Consider the following 16,570-nt stretch of genomic DNA (forward strand, 5'->3'; position numbering starts at 1 on the left):
CTCACCAGTCGTGGAACAGCTCTTCCCGCTCGTCCTGCTCGCCCTGGCCTTCGTGCTGCTCATCGTGCTGCCGGCCCGCCAGCGCAAGAAGATGCAGGCGAAGGCCCAGGCACTGCAGGAGTCCCTGACGATCGGCACGCCGGTCATGTTGACCAGCGGCATCCACGGCACGGTGGCCGGCCTGGGTGAGGGCACCGTCGACCTGCAGATCGCGGCGGGCGTCGTCATCACCGTGGCCCGCCCGGCGGTCATGGAGGTCCGCACCCCGGTGGGCGGCCCGAACGCGAGCGGCAACTCCACGGGGTTCGTCGACGGCGACCCCACCGACCCCACCCGCTGACGCGGCGCTCGCATGGCCGCCCCACAGCTCCGCGCCAGCCGCTACTTCGCGGCGTTCGTCCTGATCATCGCCACGATGTACGCGCTGATCTTCCTCACCGGTGACCAGCGCACCCCGCAGCTCGGCCTGGACCTGCAGGGCGGCACCACGGTGACGCTCACCGCCCGCACGCCCGACGGCAAGGCGCCCGCTACCGAGGACCTCGAGCTCGCCCGCCAGATCATCGAGCAGCGGGTCAACGGCCTCGGCGTCGCCGAGGCCGAGGTGGTCACCGAGGGCGACAGCAACATCGTCATCTCCGTCCCCGGGGAGGACGGCGACCAGGCCCGGGAGCTGGGGGCCACCGCGCAGCTTCGGTTCCGTCCGGTCCTGGCCGGCCCGGAGGCCGCCACCCCGGCCGAGAGCACCGACGCCGCCGAGCCCACGGACTCAGCCGAGAGCACGGACGCCGCCGAGCCGACCGACGCCGCCGAGCCGACCGACGCCGCCGAGCCGACCGACGCCGCCGAGCCGACCGAGTCCGCGCCGGCCACCACCGACCCGGCGGCCACCGGCAGCGGCGCGGCCATCGACCCGACCATCCCCGACGCCGACGCCCCGGTCGTGACCCAGGAGCAGGCGGCGGCGGCCTACGCGACCCTCACCTGCGACACCACCACCACGACCGTCGACCGGGCCGAGGACCACATCGCGGCCTGCTTCGACGACGGCACCGCGAAGTTCCTGCTCGGCCCGGCGGTCATCGAGGGCACCGACATCACCGACGCGACGGCGGGCACCGAGGCCACCACCGGCGCCTGGGTGGTCAACCTGGACTTCAACTCGGCCGGGTCGGCCGCCTGGGCCGAGTACACCGCGGCCAACGTCGGCAACAACGTGGCGATCACCCTCGACGGCCGGGTGGTCTCCGCGCCGACGATCAACAGCGCGATCGCCGGCGGCACGACGCAGATCACCGGCAACTTCTCCGAGGCCGAGGCGACGGAGCTGGCCAACCAGCTGAAGTACGGCGCCCTGCCGCTGACCTTCACCCAGGCGACGGCGCAGTCGATCTCCACGGAGCTGGGCAGCGAGCAGCTGCGGGCCGGCCTGATCGCCGGGGCCCTCGGCATCGCGCTGGTGTTCGTCTACGCGTTGCTGTACTACCGGATCCTCGGCCTGGTGATGATCGCCAGCCTCGTGCTGTCCGCGGTCGTCGTCTACGCCTGCCTGGTCCTGCTCGGCCGGGAGATCGGCTTCGCGCTCAGCCTGGCCGGCATCGCCGGGTTCATCGTCTCGGTGGGCATCACCGCCGACTCCTTCGTCGTGTACTTCGAACGGCTCAAGGACGAGATCCGCGAGGGCCGCAGCCTGCGCAGCGCCACCCCGCGGGCCTGGGTCCGCGCCCGCCGGACCATCCTGTCGGCCGACGCGGTGAGCTTCCTGGCCGCGGCGATCCTGTACTGGCTGGCGATCGGCGACGTCAAGGGCTTCGCCTTCACCCTCGGCCTGTCGACGGTGCTCGACCTGATCGTCGTCTTCCTCTTCACCCATCCGCTCATGGCCGTGCTCAGCCGGGTCAAGGCCTTCGGCACGACCCGCTTCTCCGGCCTCGGCAACGTCGACCACAGCCGCCGCCCGGCGGCTCCCCGGCCCGGCCGGGAACTCGTCGGCGCCGGGAGCAGCAGCACGAACGGGAGCACCCGATGACCCCCCGCGACCGCAGCGACGCCGCGGAGACCCCGGTGCCCGTGGGCTCCGCGGCCGACGAGCAGGTCGACGACGTCGACGTGCGGGCCGAGGCCGCCGGTGACAGCACCGGTGACCAGGCACTCGCCGACGCCGGACTGCCCGCGGAGGGCGTGGACCGGAACGCCGCGGCGCTCGCGCCGCGGGCCTCGCTGGTCCACCGGCTCTACAACGGCGAGGCCGGCCTGGACGCGGTGGGCAAGCGCCGCTTCTGGTTCAAGGTCACCGCCGTCGTCGTGGCGCTGTGCGCCCTGGCCATGCTGGTGCGCGGGTTCAACTTCAGCATCGAGTTCGCCGGGGGCAACAGCCTGCGCGTGACGGCCGGCAGCGAGCAGCTCGCCGACATCCGGCAGGCCGCGGAGGACGCCGGCGCCGAGGTGTCCAGCTCCCAGGTGGTGGGCGGCAACTCGGTGATGCTGCGGACCAGCGCCCTGGACAACGCCGAGGAGGAGACCGTCGTCGCGGCGGTGGCCGACGCGGCCGGGGTCGCGCCGGCCGACGTCAGCGTGCAGGCGGTCAGCGCCGACTGGGGCGGCGACGTCACCAACCAGGCGCTGCTGGCCCTGGTCGTCTTCCTCGTCGCGGTGGTGCTGTTCCTCGGCATCCGCTTCCAGTTCACGATGGCCATCGGCGCGATCGCCGCGCTGATCCACGACCTCGTGGTCACCGCCGGCGTCTACGCGCTGATCGGGTTCGAGGTCTCGCCCTCGACGGTGGTCGGGCTGCTGACCATCCTCGGGTTCTCGCTGTACGACACCGTGGTGGTGTTCGACAAGGTCGACGAGAACACCAAGGACCTGGAGAAGAGCGCCCGCAGCACCTACACCGAGGCGGCGAACCTGGCCGTCAACCAGACCCTCATGCGGTCGATCAACACCACGCTGATCGCGCTGCTGCCGGTCGCCGGCCTGCTCTTCGTCGGCGCCGGACTGCTGGGCGCGGGCACGCTCAAGGACCTCGCGCTCGTGCTGTTCGTCGGCCTGATCGCCGGCGCCTACAGCTCGATCTTCCTGGCGACGCCGATCGTGGCCGAGCTCGTGGAGCGCCAGCCGGCCATGCAGCAGGTGCGCAAGCGGGTGCTCGCCCGCCGCGCGGCCGAGGCCCGCCAGGGCGGCGCCCCGGCGGCCGGCCCGGTCGCCAGCGCCCGGCGCGCCGGTGGGGCTCCCCGCCGCTCGGCGGTCGCGGTGGCCGAGCGCACCGAGGCGCTGCCCGAGCGTCCGGAGGCCGACGTCCAGGTCGAGTCGCCGGCATCCGTGCAGGGCACCGCGCCGGCCGGCCGGACGGCGGCCCCGCGGCCGGGTCAGCGTCCGCAGCGGACCGGCTCCCGGCCGGCCGGCCGGAAGCGCCGGTGACGATCGGGCCGGCGGCGGAGGAGCAGCTGCCGATCGACGAGCTGATCGCCTCCGTCGCCGTCACCATCCCGGACTTCCCGGAGCCCGGGGTGCTCTTCCGGGACCTGACCCCGGTCTTCGCCGACGCGGCCGCGTACCGGCGGGTCATCGACGCCCTCACCCAGCCGGGAGGCGTCGACCCCCGGGCGGCGGCGCTCGGGGGGGCCGGCGGCCAGGGCTTCGACGTGGTGGCCGGGGTCGAGGCCCGTGGCTTCCTGCTCGCCGCCGCCGTGGCGCTGGACGCCGGCACCGGCGTCGTCCCGGTCCGCAAGGCCGGCAAGCTGCCCCGTGAGGTGGTGCGCGCGGAGTACGCGCTGGAGTACGGCACCGCCACCCTGGAGCTGCACCGGGACTCCATCGAGCCCGGCCAGCGGGTGCTGCTCGTCGACGACGTGCTGGCCACCGGCGGCACGCTCGGCGCGTCGATCGCGCTGATCGAGCAGCTCGGCGGCGTGGTGACCGCGGTGTCGGTGGTCGTGGAGCTCGCCGCCCTCGGTGGTCGGCAGCGCATCGCGCCGCACCCGGTGCACGCACTCTGGACGACCTGAGGCGCTGCCCGGCGGATGACATGATCGGCCCGTGACGAGTTCGGGCAGCGACGGCTTCCGCTCCCTCTACCGGCACGGGTTCGCCCGGGTGGCCGCGGTGACCATCCCCATCTCGATCGCGGACCCGCACACGAACGCCGCGTCGGTCCTCGCGCAGGCCCGCGAGTGCGCGGACGACGGCGTGGCCGTGGCGGTGTTCCCAGAGCTGTGCCTCACCGGCTACTCGATCGAGGACCTGCTGCTGCAGGACACCCTGCTGGACACGGTCGAGACCGCGCTGGCCGACGTCGTCGCGGCGTCCGCGGAGCTCGGGCCGGTGCTGGTTCTGGGGGCGCCGCTGCGGCACCGCAACCGGGTCTACAACACCGCCGTGGTGGTGCACCGGGGCCGGGTGCTCGGCGTCGTCCCGAAGTCCTACCTGCCGACCTACCGCGAGTTCTACGAGGGCCGCCAGCTGGCCACCGGCGTGGACGAAGGAGGCGGCTGCCTCACCCTGGGCGGTGCGACCGTCCCGTTCGGCCCGGACCTGCTCTTCGCCGCCACGGACCTCCCGGGTCTGGTGCTGCACGTGGAGATCTGCGAGGACATGTGGGTCCCCGTCCAGCCCAGCGCCGAGGCCGCGCTGGCCGGGGCCACGGTGCTGGCCAACCTCTCCGGCAGCCCGATCACCGTCGGCCGGGCCGACCAGCGCGCGACCCTGGCGCAGGCGACGTCCATCCGGTGCCTCGCCGCCTACGTCTACTCGGCAGCCGGGCAGGGTGAGTCGACCACCGACCTGTCCTGGGACGGGCAGACGATGGTGTTCGAGAACGGCGTGCTGCTGGCCGAGACCGACCGCTTCCCCGACGGTCCGCGCCGCGCCGTCGCCGACGTGGACCTGGACCTGCTGCGCGCCGAGCGGGCGCGGATGGGGACCTTCGACGACAACCGCCGGGTGCACGCCGCCCGGACCGGGCACCGCCGGATCGGGTTCCGGCTGGACCCGTCCCCGGCCGACCTCGGGCTGCGCCGCCGGGTGGCCCGCTTCCCGTTCGTCCCCGCCGACCCCGAGCGGCTCGCGCTGGACTGCTACGAGGCCTACAACATCCAGGTCGTCGGGCTGGAGCAGCGGCTGCGCGCGATCGGCTGGCCGAAGGTGGTCATCGGCGTCTCCGGCGGACTGGACTCCACCCACGCGCTGATCGTCGCCGCGCAGGCGATGGACCGGGCGGGCCGGCCGCGCAGCGACATCCTGGCCTTCACCCTGCCCGGGTTCGCCACCGGGGAGGAGAGCAAGCGCAACGCGGTGGCGCTCTCGACGGCCCTCGGGGTCACGTTCGAGGAGCTGGACATCCGCCCCGCGGCCACCCAGCTGCTCACCGACCTGCGGCACCCGGCGGCCACCGGCGAGCCGGTGTACGACGTCACCTTCGAGAACGTCCAGGCCGGCCTGCGCACCGACTACCTGTTCCGGCTGGCCAACCAGCGCAACGGGATCGTGCTGGGCACCGGGGACCTGTCCGAGATCGCGCTGGGCTGGTCGACCTACGGGGTCGGCGACCAGATGTCGCACTACAACGTGAACTCCGGCGTGCCCAAGACGCTGATCCAGCACCTGATCCGCTGGGTGATCTCCTCGCGGCAGTTCGACGACGAGGTGCTGCGGACCCTGGCCCGGATCCTCGCCGCGGAGATCAGCCCGGAGCTGGTGCCGGCCACCGAGGGGGAGCCGGTGCAGAGCACCGAGGCGAAGGTCGGCCCCTACGCCCTGCAGGACTTCACCCTGTTCCACGTGCTGCGGTACGGCATGCGCCCGTCGAAGATCGCCTTCCTCGCGCTGCACGCCTGGTCCGACGTGGCGGCGGGGGAGTGGCCGCCGGGCTTCCCGGCGGAGCGGCGCCAGCAGTACGGGCTGCCGGAGATCCGGCACTGGCTGGAGGTCTTCTGCCAGCGGTTCTTCGCCTTCAGCCAGTTCAAGCGGTCGGCCATGCCCAACGGCCCCAAGGTGTCCGCCGGTGGCTCGCTGTCCCCGCGGGGGGACTGGCGCGCGCCGTCGGACGCCTCGGCCCGGGTGTGGCTGGACGAGCTGCGGTGCGGGGTGCCGGACTCCTGACGACAGCCCCGGGAGCACCGCAGCGAGGAACGAGCGGGAGCTGAGCCGGAACACCCCCGTCCGGGTGGCCGGATCGGGCGTCGTCCGGTCGTGCACGACTAGCATGGCGATGGACCTGCCCTCCTCGACCCTGCAGGAGTCGCCGTGGCCTCGGACGTCGTGACCCCCCGGAGCTCCGACGCGCCCGCCACCGAGGAGGCCCCGCACCTCCCCGCGCTGCCCGACCGGCCCGCGGTCCGGCGTCCGGACGACGTCGCCCCCGACCCGGCCGGTGAGAACGAGGTCGTACCCCGCCGCCGGGTCCGGGACCGGCTGGCCCGCCGCATCGTCGCCGGGCAGCGCTCCAGCGGCATCCGGCCGGTGCTCGAGCCGCTGGCCGCCCTGCACCGGCAGAGCCATCCGAAGGCCGACCTCGCACTGCTGCAGCGGGCCTACGACGTCGCCGAGGAGGCGCACTCCGCGCAGAAGCGGAAGAGCGGCGACCCGTACATCACCCATCCGCTCGCCGTCGCGACCGTGCTCGCCGGGCTCGGCATGGACACGACCACGCTGGTCGCCGCGCTGCTGCACGACACGGTGGAGGACACCGGCGTCACCCTCGACTCGATCCGCGCCGACTTCGGTCCGGAGGTCGCGCACCTGGTCGACGGTGTCACCAAGATCGACAAGGTCAAGCTCGGCGACGCGGCCCAGGCCGAGACGATCCGCAAGATGATCGTCGCGATGTCCCGCGACCCGCGGGTGCTCGTCATCAAGCTCGCCGACCGGCTGCACAACATGCGCACGCTGCGGTTCCTCCCGCCGGAGAAGCAGGAGAAGAAGGCCCGCGAGACGCTGGAGATCCTCGCGCCGCTGGCCCACCGGCTGGGCATGAACACCATCAAGTGGGAACTCGAGGACCTCGCGTTCGCCACGCTGTACCCCAAGCGCTACGACGAGATCGTGCGGCTGGTGGCCGAGCGGGCGCCGTCCCGGGACACCTTCATCGCCGAGGTCACCGCCCAGGTGACCGAGCAGCTCAAGGCCGCCAAGATCGAGGCGATCGTCACCGGCCGGCCCAAGCACTACTACTCGATCTACCAGAAGATGATCGTCCGCGGCCGGGACTTCACCGACATCTGGGACCTGGTCGGCATCCGCATCCTCGTCGACTCGGTGCGCGACTGCTACGCGGCGCTGGGCGTCATGCACGCCCACTGGCAGCCGGTGCCCGGCCGGTTCAAGGACTTCGTCGCGATGCCGAAGTTCAACATGTACCAGTCGCTGCACACCACGGTGATCGGCCCGCAGGGCAAGCCCGTCGAGCTGCAGATCCGCACGCACGACATGCACCGCACGGCGGACTACGGGATCGCGGCGCACTGGAAGTACAAGGAGAAGGCCCGCGCCGGCGGCAAGTTCGAGGCCGGCCCGATGCCCGGCACCCCCGGGGACGACATGCTGTGGCTGCGCCAGCTGCTGGACTGGCAGCGCGAGGCGCAGGAGCCCGGCGAGTTCCTCGAGACCCTGCGCTACGACCTGGGCCCCCAGGAGGTCTTCGTCTTCACGCCGAAGGGCGACGTGATCAGCCTGCCCGGCGAGGCGACGCCGGTCGACTTCGCCTACGCGGTGCACACCGAGGTCGGGCACCGGTGCATCGGCGCGCGGGTCAACGGGAACCTGGTCTCGCTGGACAGCAAGCTGAACAACGGCGACGTGGTCGAGGTCTTCACCTCCCGCTCGCCCACGGCCGGGCCGTCGAAGGACTGGCTGACCTTCGTCGGGTCGTCGCGGGCGCGCACCAAGATCCGCCAGTGGTTCACCAAGGAGCGCCGCGAGGACGCGATCGAGGCCGGCAAGGAGGCGCTCACCAAGGCGATGCGCAAGGCCGGGCTGCCGCTGCAGCGGCTGCTGGGCGGGGACGCGCTGGCCACCCTCGCGGCCGACCTGCACTACACCGACGTCAGCGCGCTGTACGCCGCGGTCGGGGAGAACCAGGTCTCGGCGCACTCGCTGGTCGAGAAGCTGCTCACCGCGATGGGCGGGTCCGAGGGTGCCGCGGAGGACATCGCGGAGACCACGATCCCCACCAAGCGCACGGTCGCCCGCTCGGCGAGCGGCGACCCGGGCATCGTCGTCCACGGCATGACCGAGGTGTGGGCCAAGCTCGCCAAGTGCTGCACCCCGGTGCCCGGCGACGACATCCTCGGGTTCGTCACCCGCGGCGGTGGCGTGAGCGTGCACCGCACCGACTGCACCAACGCCGCCGACCTGCAGCGCAAGCCGGAACGGCTGGTGGAGGTCGAGTGGGCGTCCCAGCCCGGCGCGGTGTTCCTCGTCGCCATCCAGGTCGAGGCGCTCGACCGGCACCGGCTGCTGTCGGACGTCACCCGGGCGCTGGCCGACGAGCGGGTCAACATCCTCTCCGCCTCGGTGCAGACCAGCCGCGACCGGGTGGCGATCAGCCGGTTCACGTTCGAGCTCGCCGACCCCGCGCACCTGGGCTCGGTGCTGCAGACGGTGCGCAATGTGGACGGCGTCTTCGACGTCGAGCGCGTCACCGCCTAGCGGAAGGACCCCCTCGCCCCCCACCGCTCGCAAGCTCGCGGCGGGCCCCTGCGAGGGGGCCGAACGGTCAGCTCACCACGGTCATCGAGGTGATCGTCACCGGGGTGTTCGGGGCACCGCCGCCGGGGCTCGGCTCGAAGGACCCGTCGTTGCCCGCCGCGGCGATCGCGTCCAGCACCGCCAGGCCGGCCTCGTCGACGGTGCCGACCGCCGTGTAGTCCGGGGACAGCTGGGTGTCGGTGAAGCACAGGAAGAACTGGCTGCCGGTGGAGTTCGGCTGCCCGCTGTTGGCCATCGCGATGGTGCCGCGCGGGTAGGTCGTCTCCGCGGTGACCTCCTGGCCGAACTTGTAGCTGGGGCCGCCGCTCCCGGTCCCGGTCGGGTCACCGCACTGGAGCACGCCGAAGGTCTCCTGGTTGACCTCACGGTGACAGGTGCTGCCGTCGAAGAAACCCTGCTGGGCCAGGTAGGTGAAGCTCGACGCCGCGCACGGCGCCCCCTCCCGGTCCAGGGTCAGCGTCAGGTCGCCCTGGTCGGTGCTCATCCGGAGGGTGGACGTGCCGGTGGTCGGCGTGTTGGCCGCGTCGGGCGGGGTGCCGACGTCGGTCAGGTTCGTGTTGCCCGAGGTGTCGGGGATGAAGTTGCAGGCCACGGTGCCGTCGGCGTTGGTGGCGGTGGCCGCGGCGGCGGGCGCGGGGGCGCTCTCCGCCGCCGAGTCGCTGCTCGCCGCGCCTGCCGTGTCGGAGGTCTCCGCGGGGTCGTCGAGCCCGGTGATGACGAACAGCGCGGCCACCACGGCCAGGACGGCGAGGGCCGTCACGCCGATCAGCAGGTTGCGCCGGCGCCTCTTGGCCTGCTCCTCCCGCCGCTCGAGCTGGCGCTGCAGCCGTCGCTGCGCGGCCTGACGGCGCTGCTTGTTGGTCGGCACTCTTCTCGGGCTCCTCGGACGTGCGGATCGGGCGCGGGGCGACGCGCGACTGGGCGCCCCGGCGGTCTCGAGGGCGCAGTCTAGGCGGGCTCACTGTGCGGGCCCGGCAGCGGCGCTGGGCCCGTCGGCCGCCCGCGTAACCTGCACGGGTGCTCATCCGCTCGTTCCCCGCCGGCGCGTTCGGCACCAACTGCTACGCCGTCGCACCCCGGGCCGGGTCGTCGGCGCTGCGGCAGGAGTGCGTCGTCGTCGACCCGGGGATGGACGCCGTCGAGCCGCTGGGCCGGATGCTCGCCGAGAGCGGCCTGCACCCGGTGGCCGTCGTCCTCACCCACGGGCACCTGGACCACACCTTCTCGGTGCTGCCGGTCTGCCAGGGGTACGGCATCCCCGCCTACCTGCACCCGGCCGACGACGGGATGCTCGCGGACCCGGCGCGCTGGCACGGCCCCCAGCTGGCTCAGCTGGCCGGTGCGGTACAGCTGCCCGACCCCGAGGACGTCGAGCCGCTGGTGGACGGCGCCCGTCTGTCGCTGGCCGGGGTGGACCTCACCGTGCGGCACGCGCCGGGGCACACCCCGGGCTCCGTCGTCTTCTCCCTCGACCTCGGCGACGCGCCCGGACTCCTGGCCGGTGACGTGCTGTTCGCCGGCTCGGTCGGCCGGGTCGACCTGCCCGGCGGCTCGTGGGCGGACATGCTGCAGTCACTGCAGGACGTCGTCCTGCCCCTGGACGACGACACCGTCGTGCTGCCCGGGCACGGACCGGCGACGACGGTCGGGCGCGAGCGCGCCACCAACCCCTACCTGGCCGAGGCGGCCGGTGCGCCGAAGGGGCGAGGCCTGTGAGCGAGCATCGCGGCGAGCGCCAGCGAGCGAGGCGCGGAGCGGACGGACGAGCGAAGCGAGTGATGACACTGTGAGCGGGCTGACCGCCCCCAAGGGCACCTTCGACACGCTGCCCCCGGAGTCGGCCCGGTTCTTGGCCGTCCGCGACGCGCTGACCGCGCCGCTGCGCCGCGCCGGCTACGGCTACGTCGAGACGCCCACCTTCGAGGAGACCGCGGTGTTCGCCCGCGGGGTGGGGGAGTCCACCGACGTCGTCTCCAAGGAGATGTACACGTTCCTCGACCGCGGCGGCCGGTCGCTCACCCTCCGCCCCGAGCTCACCGCCGGGCTGATGCGCGCGTTCATCGAGCACCGGCTGCACGCCGGCGCGCTGCCGGTGAAGCTGTGGGCGGTGGGCTCGGCGTTCCGGTACGAGCGGCCGCAGGCCGGCCGGTACCGGCACTTCACCCAGGTCGACTGCGAGGCCCTCGGCGTCGACGACCCGGCGCTGGACGCCGAGGTGGTTTCGCTCGCCGTCCAGGGCTTCCGGGACCTGGGTCTGCGCGACTTCGAGCTGCTGCTCACCTCGCTCGGCGACGCGACCTGCCGGCCGCAGTACCGCGAGCTGCTGGTCGAGTACCTGGCGGAGCTGGACCTGGACGAGGACACCCGGCGCCGCGCGGAGATCAACCCGCTGCGGGTGCTGGACGACAAGCGGCCCGAGGTGCAGGCGCAGCTGGACGACGCCCCGCTGATGGTCGACCACCTGTCGGACGCCACGAAGGCGCACTACGACGCCGTCCGCCAGTACCTCACCGACCTCGGCGTGCAGTGGACCGAGGCGCCGCGGCTGGTGCGCGGGCTGGACTACTACACCAAGACGACGTTCGAGTTCGTCCACTCCGGGCTCGGCGCGCAGTCGGCGATCGGCGGCGGTGGCCGCTACGACGGCCTCTCGGCCGCGCTGGGCGGCCCGGACCTGTCCGGGATCGGCTACGCCGTCGGCGTCGACCGCACGCTGATGGCGGTCCAGGCCGAGGGGCTCGACCTGGGCGCGGCGGCCGGGGTGCAGGCCTTCGTCGTCCCGCTGGGGGCCGAGGCCAAGCGACTGGCGGTGAAGCTGGTCGGGCAGCTGCGGGAGGCCGGGGTCTCCGCCGACACCGTCTACGGCGACCGCGGCCTCAAGGGCGCCATGAAGGCCGCCGACCGGTCCGGGGCCTCGCACGCGGTGGTGCTCGGGGACCGCGACCTCGCCGCGGGGGTCGCGCAGCTGAAGGACCTGCGGAGCCAGGACCAGGTCGCCGTCCCCCTGGGCGAGCTGTTCGACCGGGTGCGTGCGACGGTTGGGTCATGAGCTGCAGCACTCCACTCGAGACCCGGCCGCTCGGCCGCACCGGCGCCGCCGTCTCCGTCGTCGGCCTGGGCACCTGGCAGCTGGGCGGGGACTGGGGCGACGTGAGCGAGCACGACGCCGCGGGCGTGCTCGACGCCGCGCTGGACGCCGGGGTCACCCTGCTCGACACCGCCGACGTCTACGGCGACGGCCGGTCCGAGGAGCGGATCCGCAGCGCGCTGGCCGACCGCGGGGAGTGCCCCTTCGTCGCCACCAAGGTGGGCCGGCGCGCCGATCCGTTCGTCGCCGAGCAGTACACGCCGGAGAACCTGCGGGCCTGGGTGGACCGCTCGCGGCGCAACCTGGGCATGGACACCCTGGACCTGGTCCAGCTGCACTGCCCGCCGCCGGCCGTGTACTCCGACCAGCGGGTCTACGACACCCTCGACGCCCTGGTCGAGGAGCAGGCGATCGCCGCCTACGGGGTGTCGGTCGAGACCGTCGCGGAGGGGCTCACCGCGCTGCAGCACCCGGGCGTGCAGACCGTCCAGGTCATCCTCAACGTCTTCCGGCGCAAGCCGCTGGAGGAGCTGCTGCCCGCGGCCCAGCGGGCGGAGGTGGGCATCCTGGCCCGGGTCCCGCTGGCCAGCGGGCTGCTGACCGGCAAGTACGACGAGTCGACGACGTTCGCCGCCGACGACCACCGGACCTTCAACCGCCACGGCGAGGCCTTCGACGTCGGCGAGACCTTCGCCGGGGTGCCCTTCGAGGTGGGTGTCGCCGCGGCCCGGGAGGTCGCCGAGATCGCCGGCCCCGAGGAGTCCACCGCCGCCTTCTCGCTGCGCTGGGTGATCGACCAGCCCGGGGTCACCACCGTCATCCCCGGCGCCCGCAACATCAAGCAGGCGCTGGACAACGTGGCGGCCGCCTCCCTCCCGCCGGTCACCGACGCCCAGCTCGCCGACCTCGAGCGCGTGTACGACGAGCGCATCCGCGCGCACGTGCACGACCGCTGGTGAACCCCTTCCTCTGAGAAAGGTCCTCACGTGCTCCGCACCCACGACGCCGGCAGGCTGCGCGCGTCCGACGCCGGCTCCACGGTCACCCTCGCCGGCTGGGTCGCCCGCCGGCGCGACCACGGCGGGGTCGTCTTCCTCGACCTGCGGGACGCCTCGGGCTACGCCCAGGTCGTCGTCCGCGAGGATGAGGCGCACCACCTGCGCGCCGAGTACTGCGTGCTGGTCACCGGGGAGGTGCAGCGCCGTCCGTCCGGCAACGAGAACCCCGACCTGTCCACCGGCGAGATCGAGGTCGCCGCCTCCTCGCTGCAGGTGCTGTCGTCCTCGGCGCCGCTGCCGTTCCCGATCGAGACCTCGCAGGCGGCGGGGGACGACGTCCGCTACAAGTACCGCTACCTCGACCTGCGCCGGCAGGGGCCGGCCGCGGTGATGCGGCTGCGCAGCGAGGTCAACCGGATCGCCCGCGGCGCCATGGCGACCCTCGGCTTCGTCGAGGTGGAGACCCCGACCCTCACCCGGTCCACGCCCGAGGGGGCCCGGGACTTCGTCGTCCCGGTGCGGCTGCAGCCGGGCAGCTGGTACGCGCTGCCCCAGTCCCCGCAGCTGTTCAAGCAGCTGCTGATGATCAGCGGGCTGGAGCGGTACTACCAGATCGCCCGGTGCTTCCGGGACGAGGACTTCCGCGCCGACCGGCAGCCGGAGTTCACCCAGCTGGACTTCGAGATGAGCTTCGCCGACCGGGACGACGTCCTGACCGTCGCCGAGAGCGTCATCCGGGCGCTGTGGCGGGAGCTCGCCGGGTACGAGGTGCCGCCGATCCAGCGGATGACCTACCGCGAGGCGATGGACCGGTTCGGCTCGGACAAGCCCGACCTGCGGTTCGGCATCGAGCTGACCGAGCTGACCGACTACTTCGCCGAGACGCCGTTCCGGGTGTTCCAGTCGCCCTACGTCGGCGCGATCGTGATGCCTGGCGGAGGTTCCCAGCCGCGCCGCGCCTTCGACGCCTGGCAGGACTGGGCCCGCTCGCGCGGCGCGAAGGGCCTGGCCTACGTCACCGTGGCCGAGGACGGCACGCTGGGCGGACCGGTGGCCAAGAACATCTCCGAGGCCGAGCGGGCCGGGCTGGTCGAGGCCGTGGGCGCGAAGCCGGGCGACTGCGTGTTCTTCGCCGCCGGCGCCCGCCGCTCCTCCCAGGAGCTGCTCGGAGCCGCCCGCAACGAGGTGGCCCGGCGGCTGGAGCTGATCGAGCCGGGGAGCTGGTCGTTCCTGTTCGTCGTCGACTTCCCGATGTTCGAGCAGACCGAGGACGGCGACTGGACCTTCATGCACCACCCGTTCACCTCGCCCACCCCGGAGTGGCGGGAGAGGTTCCCCGAGGACAAGGGCGGGGCGCTGTCGGACGCCTACGACCTGGTCTGCAACGGCAACGAGCTGATGAGCGGGTCGGTCCGCATCCACGACGCCGCGCTGCAGGAGCGGGTGTTCGAGACCCTGGGCATGTCCCGGGAGGAGGCCCGCGAGCGGTTCGGCTTCTTCCTCGAGGCCTTCGAGTACGGCCCGCCCCCGCACGCCGGCGCCGCCATCGGCTGGGACCGCACCTGCGCCCTGCTCGCCGGGGTGGACTCGATCCGCGAGGTCATCGCCTTCCCGAAGACCGGCGCCGGGTACGACCCGCTCACCGGTGCCCCGACGCCGATCACCGAGGCGCAGCGCACCGAGGCCGGCATCGACGCGAAGCCGGAGGTCGAGCCGCTGCCCGGGGAGCCCGGCGCGCCTGGCCCGTCCGACCCCGTCCACTGAGGTCCTGCCCGCAGTTGATCATCGCCGAACGGATGACCTCGCCGGCGTGTCGGGCAGCCGTTCCCCGATGGTCAACGAGGGTTGGGCTGCCATCCACGGCTGACCAGGGCGGCTCGGGTCCGGGCCACCACGGTCCACGGGGTGGCGAGGTGCTGAGCCGCGAACCGGAGCACCAGCCACCCGTGGGCGGCCATCAACGAGTAGCGGTCGACGTCCCGCCGGAACTGCTCCGCCTCGGCGTGCAGGCGCCCCCTGTACTCCAGCAGTACCTTCCAGTCGCTGTAACCGAGGTCGCCGTGCGCGACCACCCGGCCCCTGCGGTCCCGCACCTCCACCTGCGGCTCAGGGGCCGGAAGATCGCTGTTGACCAACCCGTACCGCAGCAGGCTCTCCGGGCGGGACTGCGCGAGTGGGCTGAGCAGCGGCGCGACCTGGCGGGCGCGGACGACCCCCCGGACGCGGCTGGCCCGGGCCAGCCGCTCGCCGAGCCGCTGCGGGTCGAGGTGATGCTCCCGCCAGAGGGCGTCGCCGACGGCGGCCAGCTCCGCGGCGGGCAGGACGGCGGACAGGTCGAGGAACGTCTGGGTACCCGACGTGACACGCAGCCCGCGGTGCACCACGACGTCGGCCGGTCCGAGAAGGCGACCGTGGACGACCAGGCCGGCGTGCTGCGGCAGCACGCGGCGCGGCGTCAAGGCGACGTGCGGACGAGCCGGAGGGTCGACCGGCGCACCCAGCAGTGCGGCTGCGGTCCGGTGGCTGAACGCGGCGTCACGGGGCAGCACGGTGGCCAGGAGATGAAGTCGTTCCTCCTCGTCGAGCGCGTCGTCGAGGCGCACCACCACGCCGTGGGCCAGGCGGACGTACTCGGGTCGTCGGAGCTGACCGCGGGTCAGCCCCTGGGCGCGGGCGGCGGCGACCGTGAACGGCTGGGCTGGGGACATGCGCCCACCGTGGGGCGGGCGGTGCAGCGCCAACATCCCTGGGCGGACATCTGTGGAAGCGCCGGTGCGCTGTGGACGGCCGGGCGGACCCGCCCGGACAGCATGTTGATCATCGGCAGTTGGCTGCTCGACACGCCGATGGCGCGAGCCACTCGCCGATGATCCACGGAAGAGGAGGGAGGGTCAGGCGGCGTCCAGCCGGGCCAGTTGCTCGGGGCTGAGCTGCAGGTCGGCCGCGGCGGCCGAGTCGAGGATCGACTCCCGGCGGGAGGCGCCGGGGATCGGCAGGACGATGTCGGCCTGCGCCAGGTGCCAGGCCAGGGTCACCCGGTACACCGAGACGCCGAGCTCGTCGGCGACCGCGGCGAACTCGTCGGCCGCGGACTCCAGCGACTTCGCCGCGGAGATGCCCCCGAACGGGCTCCACGGGAGGAACGCCAGCCCCAGCGAGGCGCAGTGCGCCAGCTCGCCCCCCGAGGACCGGTAGCCCGGCGAGAACTGGTTCTGCACGCTCACCAGCGCCGGGCCGACGATCTCCCGGGCGGCGTCGATCTGGCCGACGTCGGCGTTGGAGATACCGACCATCCGCACCAGCCCGTCGTCGAGGAGGGAGCGCAGCCCGCCCATCGTCTCCTCCCACGGCGTGGCCGGGTCGGGCCGGTGGAACTGGTAGAGCCCGATGGCGTCCACCCCGAGGCGGCGCAGCGAACCCTCGCAGGCCCGGCGCAGGTACCCAGGGGTGCCGTCCAGCTCCCAGTCGGTGCCGCGCCGGGTGTGCCCGCCCTTGGTGGCGACCAGCACGCCGGAGGTGTCGCCGCCGTACTCGGCCAGCGCCCGGGCGACGAGCTCCTCGTTGTGGCCGAACTCCGACTCGTCCCGGGCGTAGGCGTCCGCGGTGTCGATCAGGGTGACCCCGGCGTCCAGGGCGGCGTGGACGGTCGCGATCGCGTCCTCGGGGGAGGGGCGGTCCTCCTTGGTCGAGAGGGGCATGGCCCCCAGACCGATGGCGCTGACGGTGGCGTTCCCGAGGCGTCGCTGCTGCACGGGATCGTCGTGCCCCGCGGGTAGCG

General features: G+C 73.3%; 13 protein-coding genes. 10 read left to right on the forward strand and 3 right to left on the reverse strand.

Features of this window, described 5'->3' with window-relative positions; translation table 11 throughout:
* Positions 1-10 precede the first annotated feature (10 nt).
* The 6 genes from yajC to HL189_RS08870 all read left to right on the forward strand — a co-directional run bounded on the left by yajC (position 11) and on the right by HL189_RS08870 (position 8,646).
* Positions 11-340 carry a preprotein translocase subunit YajC gene (yajC, locus tag HL189_RS08845; protein WP_369133319.1) on the forward strand — a complete coding sequence of 110 codons (330 nt, stop codon included), beginning with the start codon at positions 11-13 and terminating at the stop codon, positions 338-340.
* A gap of 12 nt (positions 341-352) precedes the next feature.
* Positions 353-2,029 (forward strand): protein translocase subunit SecD, encoded by a 1,677-nt coding sequence (gene secD / locus HL189_RS08850; RefSeq protein WP_369133320.1) that lies wholly within the window; start codon positions 353-355, stop codon positions 2,027-2,029.
* Positions 2,026-3,420 carry a protein translocase subunit SecF gene (gene secF, locus HL189_RS08855; protein ID WP_369133321.1) on the forward strand — a complete coding sequence of 465 codons (1,395 nt, stop codon included), beginning with the start codon at positions 2,026-2,028 and terminating at the stop codon, positions 3,418-3,420. The genes secD and secF overlap by 4 nt, the downstream gene beginning before the upstream one ends.
* A gap of 2 nt (positions 3,421-3,422) precedes the next feature.
* On the forward strand, positions 3,423-4,007 hold the full coding sequence (locus HL189_RS08860; protein ID WP_369133451.1) for an adenine phosphoribosyltransferase: 585 nt from the start codon (positions 3,423-3,425) through the stop codon (positions 4,005-4,007).
* 31 nt (positions 4,008-4,038) lie between these two features.
* Positions 4,039-6,099 (forward strand): NAD(+) synthase, encoded by a 2,061-nt coding sequence (locus tag HL189_RS08865; protein WP_369133322.1) that lies wholly within the window; start codon positions 4,039-4,041, stop codon positions 6,097-6,099.
* Positions 6,100-6,243: 144 nt separating this feature from the next.
* On the forward strand, positions 6,244-8,646 hold the full coding sequence (locus HL189_RS08870) for a bifunctional (p)ppGpp synthetase/guanosine-3',5'-bis(diphosphate) 3'-pyrophosphohydrolase (protein WP_369133323.1): 2,403 nt from the start codon (positions 6,244-6,246) through the stop codon (positions 8,644-8,646).
* 67 nt (positions 8,647-8,713) lie between these two features.
* Here HL189_RS08870 and HL189_RS08875 read toward each other — a convergent pair whose 3' ends face one another.
* A complete protein-coding gene (locus HL189_RS08875) occupies positions 8,714-9,574 on the reverse strand; it encodes a peptidylprolyl isomerase (protein WP_369133324.1) in 861 nt (286 codons plus the stop codon).
* 149 nt (positions 9,575-9,723) lie between these two features.
* Here HL189_RS08875 and HL189_RS08880 point away from each other — a divergent pair, with 149 nt between their 5' ends.
* The 4 genes from HL189_RS08880 to aspS all read left to right on the forward strand — a co-directional run bounded on the left by HL189_RS08880 (position 9,724) and on the right by aspS (position 14,556).
* Positions 9,724-10,422, forward strand: coding sequence for an MBL fold metallo-hydrolase (locus HL189_RS08880; RefSeq protein ID WP_369133325.1), 699 nt, complete (start codon positions 9,724-9,726; stop codon positions 10,420-10,422).
* Between the two features lie 70 nt (positions 10,423-10,492).
* Positions 10,493-11,755, forward strand: a complete 1,263-nt coding sequence (gene hisS / locus HL189_RS08885; protein ID WP_369133326.1) for a histidine--tRNA ligase — start codon at positions 10,493-10,495, stop codon at positions 11,753-11,755.
* Entirely contained in the window at positions 11,752-12,753 is a 1,002-nt protein-coding gene (locus HL189_RS08890) for an aldo/keto reductase (RefSeq protein ID WP_369133327.1), read from the forward strand. Before hisS ends, HL189_RS08890 begins: the two co-directional genes overlap by 4 nt.
* 27 nt (positions 12,754-12,780) lie before the next feature.
* The gene (gene aspS, locus HL189_RS08895; RefSeq protein WP_369133328.1) at positions 12,781-14,556 is read left to right on the forward strand and encodes an aspartate--tRNA ligase; all 1,776 of its coding nucleotides are present in this window, start codon (positions 12,781-12,783) and stop codon (positions 14,554-14,556) included.
* A 71-nt stretch (positions 14,557-14,627) separates the two neighbouring features.
* On the opposite strand, the gene HL189_RS08900 is transcribed toward aspS, so the two are convergent.
* Both HL189_RS08900 and HL189_RS08905 read right to left on the reverse strand, forming a co-directional pair.
* Positions 14,628-15,500 carry a hypothetical protein gene (locus tag HL189_RS08900; protein WP_369133329.1) on the reverse strand — a complete coding sequence of 291 codons (873 nt, stop codon included), beginning with the start codon at positions 15,498-15,500 and terminating at the stop codon, positions 14,628-14,630.
* Between the two features lie 183 nt (positions 15,501-15,683).
* On the reverse strand, positions 15,684-16,544 hold the full coding sequence (locus HL189_RS08905; RefSeq protein ID WP_369133330.1) for an aldo/keto reductase: 861 nt from the start codon (positions 16,542-16,544) through the stop codon (positions 15,684-15,686).
* Positions 16,545-16,570: the final 26 nt, after the last annotated feature.

Source organism: Modestobacter sp. I12A-02662 (assembly GCF_041028325.1).
Taxonomy (GTDB): domain Bacteria; phylum Actinomycetota; class Actinomycetes; order Mycobacteriales; family Geodermatophilaceae; genus Modestobacter.